Annotated in this window: 20 protein-coding genes and 1 tRNA gene; 15 read left to right on the top strand and 6 right to left on the bottom strand. The window is 65.9% G+C overall.

Annotated features, from left to right (window positions below):
• The first annotated feature begins 33 nt into the window (after positions 1-33).
• A complete protein-coding gene (locus HDC96_RS07000; protein WP_088433019.1) occupies positions 34-669 on the top strand; it encodes a glutathione S-transferase N-terminal domain-containing protein in 636 nt (211 codons plus the stop codon).
• 151 nt (positions 670-820) lie between these two features.
• Positions 821-1,264 carry a ClpXP protease specificity-enhancing factor gene (locus HDC96_RS06995; protein ID WP_179459302.1) on the top strand — a complete coding sequence of 148 codons (444 nt, stop codon included), beginning with the start codon at positions 821-823 and terminating at the stop codon, positions 1,262-1,264.
• A gap of 35 nt (positions 1,265-1,299) precedes the next feature.
• Here HDC96_RS06995 and HDC96_RS06990 read toward each other — a convergent pair whose 3' ends face one another.
• The 4 genes from HDC96_RS06990 to HDC96_RS06975 form a co-directional block, all read right to left on the bottom strand.
• Entirely contained in the window at positions 1,300-1,656 is a 357-nt protein-coding gene (locus HDC96_RS06990) for a DUF3301 domain-containing protein (protein WP_019186192.1), read from the bottom strand.
• Positions 1,657-1,740: 84 nt separating this feature from the next.
• Entirely contained in the window at positions 1,741-2,745 is a 1,005-nt protein-coding gene (locus tag HDC96_RS06985) for a DUF2272 domain-containing protein (protein WP_179459301.1), read from the bottom strand.
• Positions 2,746-2,812: 67 nt separating this feature from the next.
• Positions 2,813-3,673, bottom strand: coding sequence for a carboxylating nicotinate-nucleotide diphosphorylase (gene nadC / locus HDC96_RS06980; RefSeq protein ID WP_179459300.1), 861 nt, complete (start codon positions 3,671-3,673; stop codon positions 2,813-2,815).
• Complete coding sequence (locus tag HDC96_RS06975; RefSeq protein WP_176989579.1) at positions 3,670-3,939, bottom strand: Trm112 family protein; 270 nt, start codon at positions 3,937-3,939, stop codon at positions 3,670-3,672. Before HDC96_RS06975 ends, nadC begins: the two co-directional genes overlap by 4 nt.
• A gap of 59 nt (positions 3,940-3,998) precedes the next feature.
• Here HDC96_RS06975 and purE point away from each other — a divergent pair, with 59 nt between their 5' ends.
• Complete coding sequence (purE, locus tag HDC96_RS06970) at positions 3,999-4,502, top strand: 5-(carboxyamino)imidazole ribonucleotide mutase (protein WP_019186188.1); 504 nt, start codon at positions 3,999-4,001, stop codon at positions 4,500-4,502.
• On the top strand, positions 4,499-5,647 hold the full coding sequence (locus tag HDC96_RS06965) for a 5-(carboxyamino)imidazole ribonucleotide synthase (protein WP_179459299.1): 1,149 nt from the start codon (positions 4,499-4,501) through the stop codon (positions 5,645-5,647). Before purE ends, HDC96_RS06965 begins: the two co-directional genes overlap by 4 nt.
• Before the next feature lie 108 nt (positions 5,648-5,755).
• Here HDC96_RS06965 and HDC96_RS06960 read toward each other — a convergent pair whose 3' ends face one another.
• Positions 5,756-6,337 carry a Fe-Mn family superoxide dismutase gene (locus HDC96_RS06960; RefSeq protein ID WP_179459298.1) on the bottom strand — a complete coding sequence of 194 codons (582 nt, stop codon included), beginning with the start codon at positions 6,335-6,337 and terminating at the stop codon, positions 5,756-5,758.
• 129 nt (positions 6,338-6,466) lie between these two features.
• On the opposite strand from HDC96_RS06960, the gene grxD reads away from it, so the two are divergent.
• From grxD to HDC96_RS06905, 11 genes are all read left to right on the top strand, one after another.
• Complete coding sequence (gene grxD, locus HDC96_RS06955) at positions 6,467-6,787, top strand: Grx4 family monothiol glutaredoxin (protein ID WP_176989582.1); 321 nt, start codon at positions 6,467-6,469, stop codon at positions 6,785-6,787.
• Positions 6,784-7,524, top strand: a complete 741-nt coding sequence (locus HDC96_RS06950) for an SDR family NAD(P)-dependent oxidoreductase (RefSeq protein WP_179459297.1) — start codon at positions 6,784-6,786, stop codon at positions 7,522-7,524. Before grxD ends, HDC96_RS06950 begins: the two co-directional genes overlap by 4 nt.
• A 359-nt stretch (positions 7,525-7,883) precedes the next feature.
• Positions 7,884-11,105 (top strand): carboxypeptidase regulatory-like domain-containing protein, encoded by a 3,222-nt coding sequence (locus HDC96_RS06945; protein ID WP_179459296.1) that lies wholly within the window; start codon positions 7,884-7,886, stop codon positions 11,103-11,105.
• Between the two features lie 278 nt (positions 11,106-11,383).
• A complete protein-coding gene (gene ppnN, locus HDC96_RS06940) occupies positions 11,384-12,772 on the top strand; it encodes a nucleotide 5'-monophosphate nucleosidase PpnN (RefSeq protein WP_179459295.1) in 1,389 nt (462 codons plus the stop codon).
• 162 nt (positions 12,773-12,934) lie between these two features.
• Positions 12,935-13,450, top strand: a complete 516-nt coding sequence (locus HDC96_RS06935) for a Tfp pilus assembly protein FimT/FimU (RefSeq protein ID WP_179459294.1) — start codon at positions 12,935-12,937, stop codon at positions 13,448-13,450.
• Positions 13,447-13,911, top strand: a complete 465-nt coding sequence (gene pilV, locus HDC96_RS06930; RefSeq protein WP_343202998.1) for a type IV pilus modification protein PilV — start codon at positions 13,447-13,449, stop codon at positions 13,909-13,911. The genes HDC96_RS06935 and pilV overlap by 4 nt, the downstream gene beginning before the upstream one ends.
• Positions 13,908-15,101, top strand: a complete 1,194-nt coding sequence (locus tag HDC96_RS06925) for a PilW family protein (protein ID WP_343202997.1) — start codon at positions 13,908-13,910, stop codon at positions 15,099-15,101. The genes pilV and HDC96_RS06925 overlap by 4 nt, the downstream gene beginning before the upstream one ends.
• A 7-nt stretch (positions 15,102-15,108) precedes the next feature.
• Complete coding sequence (locus HDC96_RS06920; RefSeq protein WP_179459292.1) at positions 15,109-15,594, top strand: PilX N-terminal domain-containing pilus assembly protein; 486 nt, start codon at positions 15,109-15,111, stop codon at positions 15,592-15,594.
• Positions 15,591-20,180 (top strand): PilC/PilY family type IV pilus protein, encoded by a 4,590-nt coding sequence (locus HDC96_RS06915; protein ID WP_179459291.1) that lies wholly within the window; start codon positions 15,591-15,593, stop codon positions 20,178-20,180. The genes HDC96_RS06920 and HDC96_RS06915 overlap by 4 nt, the downstream gene beginning before the upstream one ends.
• Positions 20,181-20,203: 23 nt before the next feature.
• On the top strand, positions 20,204-20,620 hold the full coding sequence (locus tag HDC96_RS06910) for a type IV pilin protein (protein ID WP_179459290.1): 417 nt from the start codon (positions 20,204-20,206) through the stop codon (positions 20,618-20,620).
• 70 nt (positions 20,621-20,690) lie between these two features.
• Positions 20,691-20,767: transfer RNA gene (locus HDC96_RS06905), tRNA-Asn, on the top strand.
• 69 nt (positions 20,768-20,836) lie between these two features.
• On the opposite strand, the gene HDC96_RS06900 is transcribed toward HDC96_RS06905, so the two are convergent.
• Complete coding sequence (locus tag HDC96_RS06900; RefSeq protein WP_179459289.1) at positions 20,837-21,370, bottom strand: GspH/FimT family pseudopilin; 534 nt, start codon at positions 21,368-21,370, stop codon at positions 20,837-20,839.
• Positions 21,371-21,401 lie beyond the last annotated feature (31 nt).

The raw sequence follows: 21,401 nt of genomic DNA, 5'->3' as shown, positions 1-21,401 counted from the left end.
GACCGGCGGTTACCGGACGTTGGAGAGCCTTTGATGGCGGCGAGCGTACGCATGCGGAACACCCTGACGCTGTTTTCCTCGAACGACGATGTGCTGTGCCATCGCGTGCGGCTGGTACTGGCGGCCAAGGGCGTCACTTATGACTCCGTGCCGGTCGACCCGCAGAACCCGCCCGAGGATCTCATCGATCTCAATCCGTACCATTCCGTGCCCACCCTGGTGGAACGCGAGCTGGTGCTGTACGCGGCGTCGGTGGTCAGCGAGTACCTGGACGAGCGCTATCCGCACCCGCCGTTGATGCCGGTCGATCCGCTCTCGCGGGCCCGCATCCGCTTGGCGATGCTGCGCATCGAACACGACTGGGTGCCGCAGGTGCAGGCCATCCAGCTGGGCAACAAGACCCAGGCCGAGGCCGGCCGCAAGCGGCTCAAGGAACTGCTGACCAGCGCGGTCCCGCTGTTCAAGGCCAGCAAGTTCTTCCTCAATCCGGAAATGAGCCTGGCCGACTGCGCGATGGCGCCGATCATCTGGCGGTTGCAGGCACTGGACGTGCCGCTGCCGAAGGATGGCAAGTCGATCGAAGACTATGGCAACCGCATTTTCCGCCACCCGGGCTTCATCCGCAGCCTGACCGAGCAGGAAAAGAAGCTGCGCGACCTGCCGGTCTGAGCGGCGGGGCGCGTGCCGCGTCCGGCACCGGTGGACTGAACGAAATCGCGGTGCCGGTACGCGCCATGGCTGACCTGCGGGTAGGCGGGCGCGTACACTTGCATCAGGCAATCCGGATCAAGAGCAGCCGAGCACGGCTCGGCTCTACCACATGACTGAAGACACTTTTCGCATGACCAGCCACCGTCCGTACCTGTTGCGGGCCCTGGTGGAGTGGATCAATGACAACGACCTGACGCCGCATATCCTGGTCGACGCCGGCATGCCCGGCGTGCAGGTACCGCAGAGCGCGGTCAAGGACGGCCGCGTCGTCCTGAACATCGCCGAGCGCGCCGTGGTGCGCCTGCATATCGACAATGACAGCGTGAGCTTCTCGGCCCGCTTCTCGGGCACCAGCTACCCGGTGCACGTGCCGATCTCGGCCGTGCTGGCCGTGTATGCCCGCGAGACGGGGCAGGGCATGGCGCTGCCGGACGATATCCCGGGCCACGAGCCAGGCCCGGATGACGAGCTGCCGCCGGACGATTCACCGACCCCGCCGGACGATGCACCGCCCAAGCCCAGTGGTCGCCCGCATCTGCGGGTCGTCAAATAAGACACACCCTGGCCGCCGCAAGGCGGCCATTTTCATCAGACGTCTTCAGCATCCCGGGTATCGATATCGCGCCGGATCTCACTGATCCGCGCCGCCGACGGCCCCACGAACGTGATCAGCTGATCACCGCGCAGCACCATGCGGCCGCTGTGGCGGTCCACGCCATCGTGCGAATACTCGAACTTGAAGGTGCGCTCCCAGCCCAGCCAGCCGTTGTCCTTGCGGCACACGCGCAGGCCGGTGGCGTGCACGCTCTGGTCCAGCCACTGCACGTCGGCAGCGCGGCAGGCATTGCGCCCGAGCACGCCGGCACGTTCGGCGGCGGCACGCGAAGAATTCCAGAAGGCGTAGGCAAACGCGCCGGCAATCATCAACAGGATCAAACTGGGCATCGGTGACTCGGCGGGGTCAGGGAGGACGGTCCCTCCAAGATGGCGACGAATGCGGCGCGGATCAAGCCGTGCGGGCGTCGACGATCAGGGCGTGCGGGGTGGCAGGACCGGTACGGGCTGTGGCGCCGGGATCGGCGGTGTCATCGTGCCCGGCGCTGGCACGTCGCCCGGAACGGGCGCGTCCATCGGCATCGTCGCTGGGGCGGTCGCGACCAGTTTCAGCAGTGCGGCCCAGTCCTGGCGGTTGAAGCTGCATTCCTCTTCGCGGCCCGGCGTACAGCCCAGGTCCACACCGTCGCCTGCACTGGCCTTCGCGGGCGGCAGCTCGATCCGGCCGCTGCGGTCCAGCGACAGTTTGCGCAACGCCACGGTGTTCATGACATTGCCGCCGATCAGATACAGCGTGCGATCGCCGCCCATGTTGGCCGCGATCACCACTTCGCAATGCGATTTCCAGTGCGTCACCGCGCCGCTGCCCAGCGACTGCACCAGGCCGCTGTAGCTCAGCGTCTCGCGCCGATCGCGGAGGTAGCACAGCAGGTCGCCGGGCGCTGGTTTCTCCTGCGCCGGGTCGGTCATCCGGTACGGTCCGCTGTTCTGGTACGCCGCGCGGATGTAGTCGATGTGCCGCGGCGAGCGGGTGAAGCCGGGTGCCGAGGCGCGGGTCATCACCCAGGAAATGAAGGCGGCCGACCACGGGTTGTCCACCAGGAACGCACGGCAGTCGGTGTCGGTGTAGCGCGTACCCGGCGGGGCCATGCAGCTCGATGCGCCGGGCTGGCTGCCCATCGGCGACAGCGTGCCGCTCTGCCGCCAGTAGCCGACCACCCGCTGCCAGGCAACCAGGCCGTTGTCGGCCAGGTGTACGTCCTCGGCTTCGGTCACGCTCAGGCTGGCCGCGCGGCCATCGCGATCGATGAAAGGGCGGTACCAGAGGCGGTGTTCGTTGCAGGCGGTTCTGACGATGTTGATCGCCAGCGGGCTGAGCCCGAAGCGCGGCGGCACATCGCAGACCTCGGCGGCGGCCGCCCGCAGGGGCAGCAGCGCGAGCAGGGGAGACAGGCAGGCGAGAAGCGGCAGGCAGCGCATGCGTGCAATCCAGGTGGGGGCAGACGCAGCCTCGCAGACCGCATCTGCCCATACCGTGAAAGCGGCATTACCCCTGCGGGGGCGGACCCAGTTTCAACGACAGGTCGATCGCCTGCACATGCTTGGTCAACCCGCCGATCGAGATGCAGTCCACGCCGTCCTCGGCGATCGCGCGCAGCCCGTCCAGGCCGACACTGCCGGAGACTTCCAATGGAATCCGCCCGGCCGCGATGCGCACGGCTTCGCGCCGCGTGGCGGCGTCGAAATCATCGATCAGGATGCGGGTGCAGCCGACTTCCAGCGCCTCGCGCAGCTGGTCCAGGTCCTCGACCTCGACCACCAGCGGCAGTGCCGGCCACTGCGCGCGCGCGGCCAGCACCGCGGCGGTCAGCGAGCCGGCGGCACGGATGTGGTTTTCCTTGAGCATCACCGTGTCGAACAGGCCCAGGCGATGGTTGTCACCGCCGCCGCAGCGCACCGCGTACTTCTGCGCCACGCGCAGGCCGGGCAGGGTCTTGCGGGTGTCCAGGATCCGCGCGCCGGTACCGGCCACCGCCGCGACGTACTGCGCGGTGGTGGTCGCCGTGCCGGACAGCGTCTGCAGGAAGTTCAACGAGGTCCGCTCGGCGCTCACCAGGCTGCGGTTTCGGCCCTGCAGGAGGGCCAGCACGGTACCGGCGGCGACGTGGTCGCCCTCGGCCACGCGCCAGTCGATCCGTACCTGCGGGTCGAGCGCCTGATGGGTCGCATCGAACCAAGGGCGGCCGGCGATCACCGCGTCCTGCTTGCACAGCAGGTAGGCGGTGTCGGGGCGGTCCGGGAGCAGGGCGGCGGTGACATCACCGCTGCCGATGTCCTCGGCCAGTGCACGGGCCACATCGGCGGCCACCAGGGCGGCCTCGGGGGCCGGCACGGGGAGGTGGTTCATTTTTCCGGGAAATCGGCGATCTGGGCGGTGGCGATGGCCTCTTCGGCCAGCAGCACCGGGATGCCGTCGTCCACGCGGAACACCTGCTTGCGGTCGCGGGTCAGCAGGGCCTCGCGCAGCGCCTGGGCCTGCGGGCTGCCATCGGCCTTGAGCACGGCACCGCTGCCGATCGCGCGGTTGAGCGCGTCCAGGCCGGTGGCGTCGAGCAGGGACAGGGGCTGGCGCGTATCGGGCGAGCACAGGAGGTCGAGCAGCTTGCGATCCATGGATTCTTCGTCTTGCGTGGAAGACGGCTAGAATACGTCTTTAAGGCAGGTGACGGCCAATGACCCTCAACCAAACCGCGCCGCTCGTCGGCATCGTCATGGGTTCCCGCTCGGATTGGGAAACCATGCAGCACGCCGCCCAGAAGCTGGATTCGCTGGGCGTTCCCTATGAAGTGAAAGTGGTTTCGGCGCACCGCACGCCGGACGTGCTGTTCACCTACGCCGAGCAGGCGGGCCAGCGTGGCCTGCGCGCGATCATCGCCGGTGCCGGCGGGGCCGCGCACCTGCCGGGCATGATCGCCGCCAAGACCGCCGTGCCGGTGCTGGGCGTGCCGGTGCAGTCCAAGGCCCTGAACGGCATGGACTCGCTGCTCTCGATCGTGCAGATGCCGGCCGGCATCCCGGTCGCCACGTTCGCCATCGGCAATGCTGGCGCCTCCAACGCGGCGCTGTTCGCGGCCGCCATGCTGGCCTCGGACCAGCCGGCGATCGGTGAGGCGCTGGAAGCCTTCCGTGCCCGCCAGACCGAAGACGTCATGGCCCACGACGACCCGCGTCAATGAGCCCCAAGACCGTTGGCATCCTGGGCGGCGGCCAGCTCGCCCGCATGATGGTCCTGGCCGGCGCGCCGATGGGGCTGCGCTTCGAGCTGTTCGACCCGGCTGCCGATGCCTGTGGCGCCCAGGTGGCGCCGCTGCAGGTGGCTGCGTTCGAGGACGAAGCCGCCTTGGCCGCCTTCGCCGCCCGCGTGGACGTGGTGACCTTCGATTTCGAGAACGTGCCGGCGCAGAGCGCGACGTTCCTGGCCGAGCGCGTGCCGGTGCATCCGAATCCGGATGCGCTGGCCGTGGCCCAGGACCGGCTCAGCGAGAAGACCCTGTTCCAGTCGCTGGGCATCCCGCTGCCGGCCTTCGCCGACATCCGCAGCCGCGACGAACTGGCGGCCAGGATCGCCGAATTCGGCATGCCCTGCATCCTCAAGACCCGCCGCCTGGGCTACGACGGCAAGGGTCAGTTCCGGATCCGCAGCGTCGCCGACATCGACGCGGCCTGGGACACCCTCGGCAGCCAGGTCGAGAAGACCGGCCTGATCCTGGAAGGCTTCGTCGCCTTCGATCGCGAGGTCAGCGTGGTGGCGGTCCGTGGGCAGGACGGCGAGTTCCGCGCCTGGCCGATCACCGGCAACTGGCACGTCAATGGCGTGCTCTCGGCCAGCCTGGCCCCGGCACGGCTGTCAGCGGCCCAGCACGAGGCGGCCATCGGCTACGCCCGCACCCTGGCCGAGCGCCTGGACTATGTGGGCGTATTCGCGCTGGAGCTGTTCTGCCGCGGCGACGAACTGCTGGCCAACGAGATGGCGCCGCGGGTGCACAACTCCGGCCACTGGACCATCGAAGGCAGCGAGACCTCGCAGTTCGAGAACCATCTGCGCGCCGTGCTCGGCCTGCCGCTGGGCGATACGCGCATGCTCGGCCACGCCTGCATGCTCAACTGGATCGGGCAGATGCCCGCCGCCGGTGCCGTGCTCGGCCAGGCCAGCGGCCATTGGCATGATTACGGGAAGCAGGCGCGGGACGGCCGCAAGGTCGGCCATGCCACGCTGCGCGACGATGATGCGGCTGCGCTGGCCCGTGCATTGGAGACCGTCGGTGGGCAGCTTGATCGCGGTGAGCAGGTTGCGCCGGTGATCGAGAGCCTGCGCGGTTGAAGGCGCAGTAGTGCCGGCCAGCGGCCGGCACTACCCACCCGGGTGCACGACCCGGCCGCACGACCCGGCCGCACGACCCGGCCGCACGACCAACGGTCGTGCGCTACCTTAATCGCGCAGCTGCGCGGTGACGAAATCCCAGTTCACCAGCTTCCAGAACGCCTCCAGATAGCGGCCGCGCTCATTCTGGTAATCGGTGTAATACGCGTGTTCCCACACATCGCAGGCCAGCAGCGGCGTGCTCTCGCCGGTCAACGGCGTGCCCGCGTTGCGCGTGACCTGGATCGCCAGTGCGCCGTTGGGGTGCTGCACCAGCCACACCCAGCCCGAGCCGAACAGGCCCAGCGCCGCGCGGTCGAAGGCCTCGCGCAGCCGCTTGGCATCCCCGAAATATCGGGTCACCCGTTCGCCGAGCCGGCCCTGCGGATCGCCACCGGCGCGCGGGTGCAGGCACTGGAAATAGAACTGGTGGTTCCAGGCCTGCGCCGCTGCATCGAACAGGCTGCCCTGGCTCTGGCGGACGATGTCCTCCAGCGGCAGCTCGGCCAGCTCCGTGCCGTCGATACGTGCGTTGACCGCCTCCAGATAGGCCCGGAAGTGCCGCCCGTGATGCAGGTCCAGCGTCTCCGCCGACAGGTGGGGTTGCAGGGCGGCGCGGTCGTAGGGAAGGCGAGGCAGTTCGAGGGGCATGGGCACGACAGATTGGGAGGGGAGAGCGCCGACAGGGTGCCCACCACGCGAAGGTAGGGCATACAATGGCGGTCAGGGAAGTCTATCCGACCGGTGAGGCCGGGTTGTCCCATTGGAGGGAGAGTCGTTGTGGCGGTGATGCAGCAGATCCAGTCCGAAGTCGAACGTTACCCCCTCGTGTTGTTCATGAAGGGCACCCCGCAATATCCCATGTGCGGCTTTTCCAGCCGTGCCCTCCAGGCGTTGATGGCCGCCGGCGCGATCGCGCTTCGCACGGTCAACGTGCTGGAAGAGCCTGAGATCCGCGCCAACCTGCCGCGCTTCTCCAATCTGCCGACCTTCCCGCAGCTGTTCATTCACGGCGAGCTGATCGGTGGCTGCGACATCGTGCTGGAGTTGTTCGAATCCGGCGAGCTCAAGCGCATCGTCGAAGAGGCCTCCCAGCCGTGAGTGCGGTCCCGTCCGTGGTGGTCGGGACCGGATCGCTCGCCGATCGCGTCATTCTTGTTGCCGGGGCCGGGGGAGGCTTGGGCAGCGCCACCGCCGTGGCCTGCGCGCAGGCCGGGGCGACCGTGGTGCTGCTGGGGCGCAAACCGCGCCGGCTGGACCGGGTCTATGCCGCGGTCGAAGCCGTCGGCCCGGAGCCGCTGCTGTATCCGCTGGATCTGGAAGGCGCGACCCCCGACGACTACGCCACCCTGGCCGAGCGCCTGCAGTCCGAGCTGGGCCAGCTGGACGGGGTGCTCTACTGCGCGGCCGATTTCGCCGGGCTGACCCCGTTCGAACTGGCCGATCCGGCCGCCTTCGCCCGCGCGGTCCACGTGAACCTGACCGCCCCGGCCTGGCTGGCCCAGGCCTGCCTGCCGCTGCTGCGCCAGCGCGACGATGCCGCCCTGGTGTTCACCGTGGACGATCCCGCGCGGGTAGGGCAGGCCTACTGGGGTGGCTACGGCGCGGCCCAGCATGGCTTGCGCGGACTGATCGCCTCCCTGCATGACGAACTCGGCCGCAGCCCGGTACGGGTCAGCGGCCTGCAGCCCGGGCCGATGCGCACGGCCCTGCGGGCCCGCGCGTTCTCGCTGGACGAGGACCGCACCGCCCGGGACCCGGCCGACTGCGCCGCCGCGGCGGTCCTGTTGCTGTCCGCCGCGGGCGCCGCGCACCGCGGCCAGATTCTCGACGCCTGAGGGCGTCGCCCGCAGGGCGCTCGGTGCCGACCGGCCGCCCCGGTAGTGCCGGCCGCTGGCCGGCTCCCCAGCCAACCCGCGAAAAACCGTCTCGACCCCGCTGAACGCCTTCAACGGCCTGCATTCAGCCGGTCACAAACAGATGTGAAGATGGCGTCACGATTCCGTTGTGAGGGCGTGTGTTTTGTCGCCAAACCGTCACAATCCAAGGCTATCGTGTTAATCTAGTGTTAACCGTTGCGGCTGAAACCAGCTCGCGGCTAGGGAACCCAGATAAAAGTCCAGTCAGCCGCCAGCAAGGCTGCTTGGGCGCGTTTTTTTCTCCGCCATCGCCAATCTCGCATCGAGGCTACTCCCCAATGACCCACTCCCGTTGTCTCCGGATGTCCAAGCTGACGCTTGGTCTCGTGGCTGCACTTGCCGCCGCTCCCGCCTTCGCCCAGAGCACCTCTGCCGGTGTCGGCGGTCAGGTCACGTCGGCTGCAGGCGCGCCTGTCGCTGGTGCAGAAGTCACCATCACGCACACCGAGTCGGGCACGGTCAGCCGCGCCACGACCGATGCATCGGGTCGTTACAACGCGCGCGGCCTGCGCGTGGGTGGTCCGTACACCATCACCATCAACAAGCCCGGTGAAGGTACCAAGACCGAAGAGGGTGTGTACCTCAACCTGAACCAGGTGAACACGATCAACGCCAACCTGGCGGGTGACATCGCGGCCACCAACCTGGGCGCCGTCAACGTCGTCGCCGTTGCTGGCGGCCTGGACGTCTTCAGCGCGACCAAGATGGGCACCGGCTCCAACGTGACCCGCGAAACGATGGACGCGCTGCCGTCCGCGAACCGCAACATCCAGGATTACGTGCGTCTGGACCCGCGCATCTCGCAGGTCAGCAAGGCTGACGGCGCGATCTCGGCTGGCGGCCAGAACACCCGTTACAACGCCATCCGCATCGACGGTATCAGCGCCTCCGATCCGTTCGGCCTGGGCTCCAACAACCTGCCGACCGAGCGTCAGCCGGTGTCGATGGACGCCATCCAGGAAATCAACATCGACCTGGCCAACTACGACACGACCATCGCCGGCGGTACCGGTGCGGTGATCAATGCTGTGACCAAGTCGGGCACCAACGAATTCCATGGCACCGTCTACGGTTCCTACCGCGACAAGGACATGGTCCGTTCGCGTCTGGAAGGTGACAAGCAGGACTTCAACGGCTTTGAAGACGAGAAGACCTATGGCATGACCTTCGGCGGCCCGATCATCAAGGACAAGCTGTTCTTCTTCAGCAATTACGAAAAGTATGAGCGTTCGGCCGCCGGCATCAGCCTGAGCGACACCCCGATCGGCAAGGGCACCATCACCCAGGACCAGATCACCAGCGTCCAGAACTACCTGGGCAACCTGGGCTACGATCCGGGCTCCCTGACTGCGCCGAGCAGCAAGACCGAGATCGAAGAATACGCGGTCAAGCTGGACTGGAACATCAACGAGAACCACCGTGCGGCCCTGCGCTACAACAAGATGGAGCAGAACGTCGTTCGCTTCCCGCAGGTCAGCAGCAGCGCCATCTCGCTGAGCAACTTCTGGTACCAGCAGCCGACCCAGTATGAAACCTGGATGGGCGAACTGTTCAGCGACTGGTCCGAGAACTTCTCGACCGAGTTCAAGGTCTCGCACAAGGATTACTCGGCCAACCGTATTCCGCTGGTCGACATGCCGCAGATCCGCATCCGCTCGGGCAACGACTCCCTGTACGTCGGTACCGAGCAGAACACCCACGTCAACATCGTCGAATCCAAGGAGCTGAGCGCCTTCGGTGCCGGTACCTGGTATGTCGGCGACCACACCGTCAAGTTCGGCTTCGACTACTCGAAGAACGACCTGATGAATTTCTACGGCCGCAACCTCAACGGCGTGTACGAATTCAACAGCGTCAATGATTTCCTGGCTGGCAACGCGGCGCGTTACCAGCTGCGCGCTCCGCGCGCCGATGGCAGTCGCAGTGACATCCCGGCCGATTTCACCCTGAAGAACACGGGTGTGTTCGTGCAGGATACCTGGGCGATCAACTACAACCTGAGCCTGATGTTCGGCGTCCGCGTGGACATGCCGGACTTCAGCACCCAGCGCCTGTACAACCCGCGTATCGAACAGCTGTACGGCTTCAACAACACCCAGCTGGTCGACAAGAACCTGGTGCAGCCGCGTGTCGGCTTCAACTACACTTTCGACAGTGATCGTCCAACCCAGCTGCGCGGTGGCGTTGGCCTGTTCGGCGGCGCGGCCCCGAACGTGTGGCTGGCCGGTGCGTACCAGAACACCGGTCTGAACTACATCGAGTATGACCAGCGCAATCCGCCGGTGGGCTCCTTCACTCCGGATGGCAACAACCCGTACGTTCCGGCCGGTGGCCCAGCGTCGGCGCGCCAAAATGTGGACATCATCGCCCCGGGCACCCGCCTGCCGTCGGTGTGGAAGGCCAACCTGGCGTTCGACCATGAACTGCCGTGGTATGGCATCGTGGCCTCGGCCGAAGTACTGGTGACCAAGGTCAAGGACGGCATCTACTTCGACCGTCTGGACGTCTCCGCGCCGACCACCTACGGTCCCGACGGCCGTGCGATCTACTGGAACGCCGCAGGCCGCAACCAGGCCAACACCCGTATCGACAAGGGTGTGGACTACGGCATCACCACCGGTACCAAGTCTGCTGTCGACCGCGCCAACCGCCCGGGTGACATCGGCGACGTGCTGGTCATGCGCAACACCGACAAGGGCCGTGGCACCCAGGCGACCTTCGCGCTGGCCAAGCCGCTGACCGAAAACTGGGGCTGGTCGCTGGGTTACACCTACACCCAGTCCAAAGAAGTCAGCCCGCTGTCCAGCTCGCAGAACACCTCGAACTGGAACAACACGATGATCTTCAATGCCAACGAGAACGTGGCCTACAACTCGCGTTACGCGATCAAGGACCGCATCACCGGTACCCTGGAGTGGAAGCACAACTTCTTCGGTGACAACGCTACCCGCGTCGGCATGTTCTACGAAGGCCGTTCGGGTCGTCCGTACAGCTACATCTTCTACAACGATGCGAACGGCGACGGTGCCACCACCAACGACCTGTTCTACGTGCCGAAGGGTCCGGGTGACGTGCTGTTCACCGGCGGCGCGGCGATGGAGAAGCAGTTCTTCGACTGGCTGGCGCAGAATCCGGAACTCGATGCCTACCGTGGCGGCGTGGTCCCGGCAAACGAGCACCGCTCCAAGTGGACCAACTCCTTCGACGTCCGTATCAGTCAGGAATTCCCGGGCTTCGTGAAGAGCCACAAGGGTGAGATCGCGCTGGACATCATGAATGTCGGCAACCTGATCAACAAGAAGTGGGGCCTGATCGACGACTACGGCTTCTACTCGACCCGCCGTGTGGCCAACTACGCTGGTATCGATCCGGCCACCGGCAAGTACGTGTACTCGTTCACCGGTGCGGACAGCTCTGCGATCCAGGAAAACAACAACGACAAGGGCAACACCGCCGTGTCGCGCTGGTCGATGCAGCTGACCCTGAAATACAAGTTCTGATCTTTCAGAACCTGAAGCAGTAAGTGGAAGCGGCCGGGGCAACCTGGCCGCTTTCTTTTTTTAGCGGCATTGCCGGCGACAGGGCGCATCGACTTTCTTGCCAGAACGTCTTCGAGGATGTATCTTCGTCTAGTTGCGCGGAAATCGACGCAATTGCGACGGCCCAGTGCCCCTGTCGCGGTCAGGACACATCCAAACGGTCGGGTTTCCCGGCCGTTTTGCTTTTTAAGGGGGCAGCGGTACAGTCGGTAACCTTGAGGAAAGCGAAAAAGATGGACATGACGATCAACGAAAAACCGGCGCGTACGCTGCCGGTGCAGGACGCGCGGATCTACCCGCGCGGTGGGTTGGATGTGTTGTCGCGCGCCGAGGTGGCACGCCTGCGCGATGCATCCGGCGGCGGCATGCACGAGCTGCTGCGCCGCTGCGCGCTGGCCGTGCTGACCAGCGGCAGTGCCTCCGACGATCCGCGCGCGGCGCGCGATCTGTACCCCGATTTCGACATCCAGGTGGCGCAGCAGGATCGCGGCGTGCGCATCGACCTGGTCAACGCGCCGGCGATGGCGTTCGTGGATGGCGAGATCATCCGCGGCGTCGCCGAGCTGCTGTTCGCCGTGGTCCGCGACCTGGCCTACATGGCCATCGAGATGGGCCCGGCCTACGCGGCCGAGCTGGAATCCTCCGAAGGCATCACCAACGCGGTGTTCGGGCTGCTGCGCAATGCGCGCATCCTCAACCCGGGCGACCCGAACCTGGTCGTGTGCTGGGGCGGCCACTCGATCGGCCGCGATGAGTATCTGTACACCAAGCAGGTCGGCTACGAGCTGGGCCTACGTGGGCTGGACATCTGCACCGGCTGCGGTCCGGGTGCGATGAAGGGTCCGATGAAGGGCGCCACCATCGCCCATGCCAAGCAGCGCAAGACCACCACGCGGTACATCGGCCTGACCGAGCCGGGCATCATCGCCGCCGAATCGCCGAACCCGATCGTGAACCACCTGGTGATCATGCCGGACATCGAGAAACGCCTCGAAGCGTTCGTGCGTATCGGCCACGGCATCATCGTGTTCGCTGGCGGCGTCGGCACCGCCGAGGAGATCCTGTACCTGCTGGGCATCCTGCTGCGCGACGAGAACAAGAACCTGCCGTTCCCGCTGATCCTGACCGGGCCGACCGTGGCCGCGCCGTACTTCGAGCAGATCGACCGCTTCATCCGCCTCACCCTGGGTGAAGAAGCCGCCAGCCGCTACGAGATCATCATCGGCGACCCGGTCAACGTGGCCCGCAAGATGGCCCAGGGCATCAAGCGCGTGCGCGAGCACCGCCTGGCGCAGAAGGACTCGTTCTTCTTCAACTGGTCGATCGAGATTCCGTGGGAGTACCAGCAGCCGTTCGTGCCGACCCACGAGGCGATGGCCGCGCTGGACCTGCACCACGGCCGCCCGCCGCATGCCCTGGCCGCCGACCTGCGTCGTGCGTTCTCCGGCATCGTCGCCGGCAACGTGAAGGAAGACGGGATGCGTCGCATCGAGCAGTTCGGTCCGTTCGAGATCCATGGCGATGCGGACATGATGCAGGCCCTGGACGAGCTGCTGCGCGCCTTCGTCGAGCAGCGCCGCATGAAGATCTCGGGCGAGTACCAGCCCTGCTACAAGGTCATGGCCTGAGGCCGTGACCCGGCCGGCGGCGGGCAGGGGCCCCGCCGCTGGCCTTGTTCTGCGTCAACTGATTGACGCCTGTCGCCTCCGGGCGACCGTTCGTCCTGCCGCCGCTTGCTGATCGGCGGCGGGGCGTTCATCTTCTGTGTCATCAACGCTGGGGAGCGTTTCATGTCTTTGCGCCGGTCCAACGGCTTCACACTGATCGAGTTGATGGTCACCATCGCGGTGCTTGCCATCCTGATCACGCTTGGCATGCCGAGCTTCCAGGGCGTGCTGCGCTCCAATCGCGCGGCCACCACCACCAACGAATTGATGGCCTCGCTCGCACTGGCGCGCAGTGAAGCGCTGAAGAACACCCGCGGTGCCGGCGTGTGCGCCTCCACCGAAGGCACCGGATGCAACGGCGACAGCTGGGGCGACGGCTGGATGGTCTGGTCCGATGCCGACGGCAGTGGCAGCTTCGACGCCGGCGAGCAGGTCCTGCGCTACTCCGCCGGCTCGCCCAAGATGCTCGGCAGCAAGGACAACCTGATCGTGGCCTTCGATGGCCGCGGTCGCAATCGCGCCGCCGCGGCGCTGGACATCACCCTGAAGCCTGACGAATGCGGCGACCAGCCGCTGCAGCGCACGCTGCGGCTGTCGGCAGTGGGGCAGGTGCGCGTGGAAAAGGAGAGCTGCAAGTGAGGGCAAGACACCTTGGCGCGCGTCGCGCAGGGCAGGGCGGCTTCACCATGATCGAGGTGCTGATCGCGATCGTGGTGATGAGCATCGGCCTGCTCGGCTTCGCCCTGTTGCAGACCATGAACGTGCGGTTCGTGCAGAGCGCGAATTTCCGCACCCAGGCGACCAACCTGAGTTACGAGCTGCTGGATCAGATCCGGATCAACCGCATCAATGCCGGGACCTACGTCGGCACCTATGCGGCAACCACCAAGGCCGCCGATTGTGTCTCACCCACCGGCGCGGAGATCACCAAGGATGCGTACATGACGGACTGGCGCTGCCGGCTGGGCAAGGCGCTGGGCGACGAAGCCAGCGCCAGTGTCACCCGCGACGGGGACGAGATCACGGTCAACGTCAGCTGGGGCGATGAGCGCTGGCTGGATGCGGCCGATACCACCTTCTCGGCGGGGACCCGGCTGTGAGGCGCGCGCCTGCCTTCCATCGCACCAGCGCGGGCCTGTCGCTGGTCGAGCTGATGATCGCCATGGTCATCGGCCTGGTCCTGCTGCTGGGCCTGATGCAGGTGTTCGCCGCGTCCCGCACCGCCTCGCGCCTGTCCGAAGGCCTGGCCCGCGTGCAGGAGAACGGACGCTTCGCGATGGACTTCCTGCAGCGCGACCTGCGCATGGCCGGCCACTTCGGCTGCGTGAACGACCAGAGCCACAGCATCAACAACCCCGGTTCGCTGCACACCACGTTCACCGCCGGTGCCCACCCTGCGCTGGACTTCACGCAGTCCATCCAGGGCTATGAGGCCGCCGATACCAAACCGGGCGATCCGCTGACCCTGAGCGCCACGCCCGCGACCGGCGGCGTCGAGTACACCCCCGCGCTGCCGACCGAATACGCCGCGGCGCTGACCAACCGCGTCGACGGCAGCGATATCGTCGCACTGCGCTTCCTGGTGCCTGACGGGGTGCCGGTGACCAGCATCGGCGGCACGGATGACAAGCCCACCTTCTCGTTCGATACCGGCCGCTGGGCGGTGCTGCAGAGCGGGGTGCCGACGCCGGGCCTGTTCGGCGTGGCCGACTGCGTGTCGGCCACGGTGTTCCAGGCCAGTGCCGTCAGCAGTACCGCCGGCACCGTGCGTTTCGACACGGCACCGAACAACAGCACCAGCTTCGCCACGCTGTACACCGCCGGCCAGTCGGTGCTCTACCGCGCCGAGAGCGTGGTCTATTACATCGGGTACGACGCGACGACCAAGCAGAGTTCGCTGTATCGGGTGCGTTTCGATGCCGCTCCAGGCGGTGCGCTGGCTGCCGGCCAGCCCGAAGCGCTGGTCGAAGGCGTCCGGAACATGCAGCTGTTGTACGGCCAGGACCACGCGCTGAGCGCGACCGGCGCACCCAGCGGCTTCATCGACCGCCAGGGCACCGCGGCGGACGTGGACGCGTCACTCAGCCCGGCTGACGCGGCATGGCGCCGGGTCGGCGCGGTGCAGCTGGGCCTGGTGCTGGAAAGCCCGGATCCCTCCGCGGCAGCGCAGGCCAATACCGCTGCCGCGTTGACCGCGCTTGGGGTGACCTTCACTGCACCGAAGGACGGCCGGTTCCGCACGGTCTACCAGACCACGATCGCGGTGCGTAACCGCCTCTACGGCAACTGAGGTCTCCATGGCCATGCGTCGCAAGCCCTTCACCGCACCCCGCCGCCAGGATGGCGCCGTGCTGTATGTCGCCCTGATCATCCTGATCCTGCTGGCCCTGCTCGGCGTGGCCGGGATGCAGGTGACCGGTATGCAGGAGCGCATGGCCGCCAACTACCTGCGTACCAACCTGGCCTTCCAGAACGCCGAGGCAGATGCGCGTTCGATGGAGAGCACGATCGAGACGACGCTGGCCGGCGGTGAGACCTACAGCGCCGACCAGGAAGAGTGCAGTCCGATCTTCGATCCGCTGACCTGGGCCGACGGCACCAGCGACACGAAGGCCACCTATACACGGCGGCTGGACAAGTGCTTCACGGCCGGTGGCAGTGTCCTTGAGGGCCAGCCCGAGAACGAAGACACCGGCAACATCTACCAGATCACGGCATTGGCCAGTGATGACGCGGACAACCCCTCGGCCAGTGCGGTCGTCGACACGATCTATATCCCATGACCTCTGATCGCTTCCACTTCAGCAAGCGCACCATCACCTGGCTGCGTATCGGTTTCGGTGTCCTGGTGCTGGGCTTCCTGCTCAGCCGCGTGGTGCCGCTGCGCGCCGCGCTCGGCGATTACGACCTCGCCCAGGAACCGCTGTACACCAAGCAGAGCCAGCCGCCGCTGATGATGATGGTGATGTCGCGCGATGAGCAGCTGTTCAACAAAGCGTACAGCGACTACAGCGATCTGGACGATGACAAGATCATCGATACGACGTACCAGAACAATTTCTCGTACTCGGGCTATTTCGACTCGAACCTCTGCTACGGCTACGCCAGCGGCGTATTCAAAGCGTCAGGCCCAGCGACGGGGGCGGGGGAAAAAAAGCACGAGTGCAGCGGTGCATGGTCGGGAAACTTCCTTAACTGGGTGACGATGAGCCGTCTGGATGTGATGCGTTACGTGCTTTATGGCGGGCAGCGCTCCACGGACGCCCCCAACAAGACTGTGATCGAGCGTGCTCAGATCCCCAACGATCTGCATGCGTGGGTCAAGATCTATACCGGCTCGGACATCAACAAGTTCACGCCGCTGAGCGCGAGCGCCTCTTTCTGCAATGCCACCATCGGAGCGGGCGGCGCGCCGCTCATGCGCGTGGCCAATGGTAACTGGTCCGAATGGGCGTCGACGGCGTCCTACCAGTGCGGCGTCAATCGCAGTGGTGAGGGCGGCGCGGATACGCCCAAGGGCGTGTCCGATTACACCGTGCGGGTGGAAGTCTGCGATCCCGGCAAGGACAGCCATCGTGAGGCCTTCTGCCGGAAATACAACGACGGCACCACCGATCACTACAAGCCCAGCGGCCTGCTGCAGACGTACGGTGAGAGCGGGCGCCTGCGCTTCGGTCTGGTGAGCGGCACGTATTCCAGTCCGCGTGACGGTGGCGTTCTGCGCAAGAACATCGGCAAGATCGCGGGTAATGGCACCAAACTCTGTGATATCGGCGATGAGATCAATCTTGCCACGGGACAACTCTGTCTGGCACGGAACAGTGAGGCCGAGGGCATCATCAATACGATGTCCAACTTCCGCATCGACCAGTGGAACTGGAGCAACAACTGGAACGACTGCAACGACTACAGCATTCTCAACCGTCAAGGCTTCGGCGACCGTGGCAATCTGCTGGATCCTGGCACGTCGGGCGACAAGGCCAAGAAGTGCAGTGCCTGGGGTAATCCGCTGGCGGAGATGTATGCCGAGGCGCTGCGCTACGTGGGTGCCGGGACCAAGGTGTACGGCGACACCGGAGACCTGTCCGGGCTCCCGAAAGGTGTGGAATGGAAGGATCCGTATCGCACCCCGGCACAGGGGGGCAATTCCTACTGCGCGACCTGCAACATCCTGGTGATGTCGTCGGGCCTGCCCTCGTTCGACAGCGACAACGTCGGTTCCATACCGCACCTGGCTTCGGCCGAGGCAGCCACCGACGCGCTCGGCGCAGCCGAAGGCATCAATGGAAAGAGCTACCTCGCCGGCCGTGTCGGTGCGACCCCGCGCTACGCCTCGCTCAGTACCCACGAGGACATCTGCAAGGCGCTGACGGTCAACCAGCTCAGCCTCGTCCGTGGTATTTGCCCGGATATTCCGTCCACCGAGGGCAGCTACCTGATTGCAGGCTTGGCCAAGGCCGCAGCGGAGACCGACATGCGGCCCGGTCTGGCGGGCAAGCCGGCGGATTACAAGGTCACCGCGACCACGTACACCGTGGCCATGGCCGAGAACCTGCCCAAATTCGACATCAGTGTCGCCGGTGGCACGATCTCGCTTTCCCCGTTGTGCCAGGCGAACAACACGGGTAGCGCCAAGGCCGCGGATTCCGGCTGGCGGAGTTGTTTCCTGGGCTCGGTGGGTATCGGCACCAAGCAGGCCGCGGTCTCGCCAAAGCACATATATGGCCGCCCGTATCGTGCCGATGCCAAGTCCGGCAGCTTCTCGTTGGTCTGGGAGGATTCGCTGTGGGGCAACGACCACGACAATGACGTCGTGACGATGATGAGCTACTGCGTTGGCGCTGCCTGCGGTGACAAGACCGGGATCGCCGACATGTGCTGGCGTTCTCCGAACAACGCGGTGTGTTCCAACCAGTTGTTGAATGCGACCATTGGTGAAGACGAGGTGCTGGTCCGCCTGGAGAATCTCTCGGCCTATGCAGGCAATGCGATGCTCACCGGGTACACCATCGTCGGTTCCAACGCAGCCAACAACGTGCAGCGGTTGCTGCTGCGTCCCGGCAACAGCAACGGCTCGGTGATCAGCTCCACGGAGAATCCGCCGAATGACTGGACCAAGCCCTCTGTGGTCCGCTACAAGCTCGGCGGCACCCAGGCCAACCAGCTCCAGAGCCCGCTCTGGTACGCCGCCAAATACGGCGTTCCCAGCGGCAAGTGGGATACCAAGGAAGCCGGTGTGCCGGACAATTACTTCCTGGCGCGCAACCCGGCCAAGCTGAAGGCGGCGCTGGAGGCCATCTTCGAAAGCGCCGCCGAGGGCGATGCGCCCGTGGGCGGTGGTGGTACCGGCGCACGCATCAGCAAGGGTTCCTTCACGATCTCGGCCAGCTACAAGGTGCCCTCGGGCACGAACGACTGGACCGGCGACGTGGTCGCGACCAAGGTGGGTCCGCTCGGGGCCGATGGCGATGTGCTGTGGCGGGCATCGACCAAGATGAGCTCCAGTGGACGAAACATCGTCATGGCGACCGCGCCGACGACGGTCAACGCACGCGGTCAGTTGGTGCCGGTAGCAGCTGCACCGTTCGAGGCCAACAACGTCCCGGGCAGCGATCGCGCCGCTCAGCTGGGCAACATGGGCTTCAGCAGCTCGGTCCCGAACTGGTTCGGCTCGCATACCGTCGCCGATCTGGTGAACTACCTGAAGGGCGCAGCGTTCAGTGGCTTCCGTTCGCGCAGCGCCATCCTCGGCGACATCGTCAATTCGACGACCGAGATCGTGTCGACGGCCAACAACTTCGGTTACGGCTCCTGGACCACGTCGCCCGAATGGAAAGCAACGCTCGGCTCCCGCTACACCGCCTATCTGAAGGCAAAAAAGGCCGCCGGTGGCCCGCCGAGCATGCTCTACGTCGGTGCCAACGACGGCATGCTGCATGGCTTCGACGCGTCCACGGGTACCGCGGCAGGCAGCGAGGTGATGGCATTCATTCCGTCCTCCTCGCTGCAGCACATGGCGGAACTGGCCAACCCGAGCTATGCGCACCGGTACTACGTCGATGGTCCGCTGACGTCCTCGGATGTCTACTACGGGGATGCGTGGCACACCGTGCTGGTCGGTTCGACTGGTGCCGGCGGCGCCAACCGTGCACCGAATGCGACGGCCGCAGGTAACGGTTCGATGTTCGCGTTGAATGTGAGCAACCCGACCGGCTTCACCAAGGATGACGTGCTGTGGGAGATCTCGGGCAAGACCGATTCGGACATGGGTTTTGCACTGGGCAAGCCGGTGATCGTGCCGGTCAGCGGCGGCGATGCGAATACCGCACCGCGCTTCGTGGCGCTGTTCGGTAACGGCATCAATTCCTCCAGCGGCAAGCCGGTGCTGTTCGTGGTGGACATCCAGACCGGTGAGGTGATCGGCCGGATTTCTCCGAGCGGCGGTGGTTATGCGCTGCGCAACGGCCTGATGAACGTTGCCGCCGTGGCCGCCAACAACAACAACCGCATCGTCGATACGGTCTATGGCGGCGACATGCAGGGCAATCTCTGGAAGTTCGATCTGCGCGACGCCGATCCGGCCAACTGGACCGTTGCCTATGGCGGTGCGCCGGTGTTCACCGCGACCCGCAACGGCGTGGCCCAGCCGATCACCGGCGGTTTCGAAGTGACCCGAGCGGCCGGCCGCGGCTACAACATCCTGTTCGGTACCGGCCAGTACTTCGCAAGCGATGACAATGCCGTCAGCTCGAACTCTCCGATCAATTCGCTGTACAGCGTCTGGGACAACCTGAGCACGACCGTCGGCAGCAGGAGTGACCTGGTCGCCCAGGAGATCACGCTTGGCAGCGATGGTTACCGTTACGTCAGCAAGAACGCAGTCAGCTACGTAAGCAAACGCGGCTGGTACGTCGACCTGATCGTCGGCGGTACCGTCGATGGGGAGCGCTTCATCGGCAATCCGCGCATCCAGAGTGGTGCGGTGTACTTCAATACCTACGTGCCCGGCCAGGCCGTCTGCGGTGGTGGCGGTGGCGTCAACTGGCGGTATGCGCTGAACCTGCTGACCGGCGCCGGCGCGCTGGGCGGGCTGAGTGACACGCCCGGTGGGGATCCGCTGTGCACCGGCAACTGCGGGGGCGCGAAGCTGACCAGCGGGGGCAAGGACAGCAACGGACCGCCCATGAAGGACAACAGCATCTTCGTCCCGGACAACAAGAGCAACATCTGCAAGGCGGGCGATCCGGGCTGCACGATCGATGAGCAGCTCAAGAACGACATCTGCACCTACGTGCTGCGCACCGGTAGCGCCGATCCGTTGTACATGCCGCGTCCCTGCGGTCGCCAGTCCTGGCGGCAGGTGCGCTGATGACCCTCCTGACGAGAAAGACAATGCGCACTTCCTTCCGCCGCCAGGTCGCGGGCTTCACCCTGATCGAACTGATGATCACGGTGGCCGTGGTCGCCATCCTGGCGACCGTGGCGCTGCCGGCGTACCAGGACTCCGTACGCAAGTCGCGGCGGGCGCAGGCCAAGGCCGATCTGGTCGAACTGGCCCAGAATCTGGAGCGCTATCACACGGTGAACAACACCTATGCCGCCGCCACGCTGGCCTTCGCGCAGTCGCCGCGCGAAGGCACCGCGCATTACACACTGGCGTTCGACAAGGATCCAACCGGCAGCACCTTCGGCATCCAGGCCACCCCGGTCGAGGGCGGCAGCCAGGCCAAGGACAAGTGCGGCACGCTGGCGCTGGACCAGGCCGGGCGCAAGACGCCGACCGAAAAGACCGTCTCCGGTTGCTGGTGACGCGGCTGTTCCATCCGACGGACGCGAGCGCTTGCATCACACCGCCGATGCTGGCTAGAATGCGCACCCCGCCCGAATAGCTCAGCCGGTTAGAGCACTTGACTGTTAATCAGGGGGTCGTTGGTTCGAGTCCAACTTCGGGCGCCAGATCTACAAAAGCCGCGAGCAATCGCGGCTTTTGTTTTTTGTGTTTCTGGCGGGCCGGCGATGCCTGCCTCAGCAGGCCTCCGGTCGGCGGGGCCGCTCGCTGCGGATGCGGCCTTGCCGGCTGACCACGACCTTCCCTTGAGCGCTGCCGTCCAGGCAGAAGATGACCGACTGATTACTGCCATTGAGCTGCCCATCCGGCCGGAACTGGAGGGTGGGCTTGTGCTGGCTGCCGTGGGCGCTCAGCCTCGAGCGGGCCTGCAGCTGCACCAGAATGGGGTCCTGTCCCGGGTCCTGGCCCGAGGGCGTCGCGGCCCGATGGAGCATCCAGCCCCGGCTCCAGTCCCGGCTACAGTGGATGCCATCGTCGGTCGGACAGACTGTGATCCGGCGCCGCTCGGTGATCGCCGTATTGCGTGCGGTGGCCAGCGCCGAAGCCAGCTGCATGCGCAGGCTGTCGGCCTGCAGGCGGTCCCGGGTCTGCTGCATAGCCGGCAAGGCCATGCCGGTGAGGATGCCCAGCACCGCCATTGCGACCAGTGCCTGGATCAGGGTCACGCCCGCGCAGGCGGCGGGGCGGGGCAGGGAGCGGAGGTGGTTCACGGTGGACGTCCGGCGCGCGGGAAGTGTCCAC

The sequence above is a fragment of the Stenotrophomonas sp. JAI102 genome, assembly GCF_013409105.1.
GTDB classification, from domain to species: domain Bacteria; phylum Pseudomonadota; class Gammaproteobacteria; order Xanthomonadales; family Xanthomonadaceae; genus Stenotrophomonas; species Stenotrophomonas maltophilia_AA.
Note: the sequence above shows the minus strand (reverse complement) of the source record. Positions and strands in the feature narration are given on the sequence as shown.

Coding starts and splice junctions, on each gene's coding strand:
- nadC (WP_179459300.1), bottom strand. CDS start 3,673: ATGAACCACCTCCCCGTGCCGGCCCCCGAGGCCGCCCTGGTGGCCGCC.
- HDC96_RS06915 (WP_179459291.1), top strand. CDS start 15,591: ATGACCTCTGATCGCTTCCACTTCAGCAAGCGCACCATCACCTGGCTG.
- HDC96_RS06990 (WP_019186192.1), bottom strand. CDS start 1,656: ATGCCCAGTTTGATCCTGTTGATGATTGCCGGCGCGTTTGCCTACGCC.
- HDC96_RS06960 (WP_179459298.1), bottom strand. CDS start 6,337: ATGCCCCTCGAACTGCCTCGCCTTCCCTACGACCGCGCCGCCCTGCAA.
- HDC96_RS06985 (WP_179459301.1), bottom strand. CDS start 2,745: ATGCGCTGCCTGCCGCTTCTCGCCTGCCTGTCTCCCCTGCTCGCGCTG.
- HDC96_RS06920 (WP_179459292.1), top strand. CDS start 15,109: ATGGCCATGCGTCGCAAGCCCTTCACCGCACCCCGCCGCCAGGATGGC.
- ppnN (WP_179459295.1), top strand. CDS start 11,384: ATGACGATCAACGAAAAACCGGCGCGTACGCTGCCGGTGCAGGACGCG.
- HDC96_RS06965 (WP_179459299.1), top strand. CDS start 4,499: ATGAGCCCCAAGACCGTTGGCATCCTGGGCGGCGGCCAGCTCGCCCGC.
- purE (WP_019186188.1), top strand. CDS start 3,999: ATGACCCTCAACCAAACCGCGCCGCTCGTCGGCATCGTCATGGGTTCC.
- HDC96_RS06935 (WP_179459294.1), top strand. CDS start 12,935: ATGTCTTTGCGCCGGTCCAACGGCTTCACACTGATCGAGTTGATGGTC.
- HDC96_RS07000 (WP_088433019.1), top strand. CDS start 34: ATGGCGGCGAGCGTACGCATGCGGAACACCCTGACGCTGTTTTCCTCG.
- HDC96_RS06945 (WP_179459296.1), top strand. CDS start 7,884: ATGACCCACTCCCGTTGTCTCCGGATGTCCAAGCTGACGCTTGGTCTC.
- HDC96_RS06910 (WP_179459290.1), top strand. CDS start 20,204: ATGCGCACTTCCTTCCGCCGCCAGGTCGCGGGCTTCACCCTGATCGAA.
- HDC96_RS06995 (WP_179459302.1), top strand. CDS start 821: ATGACTGAAGACACTTTTCGCATGACCAGCCACCGTCCGTACCTGTTG.
- HDC96_RS06975 (WP_176989579.1), bottom strand. CDS start 3,939: ATGGATCGCAAGCTGCTCGACCTCCTGTGCTCGCCCGATACGCGCCAG.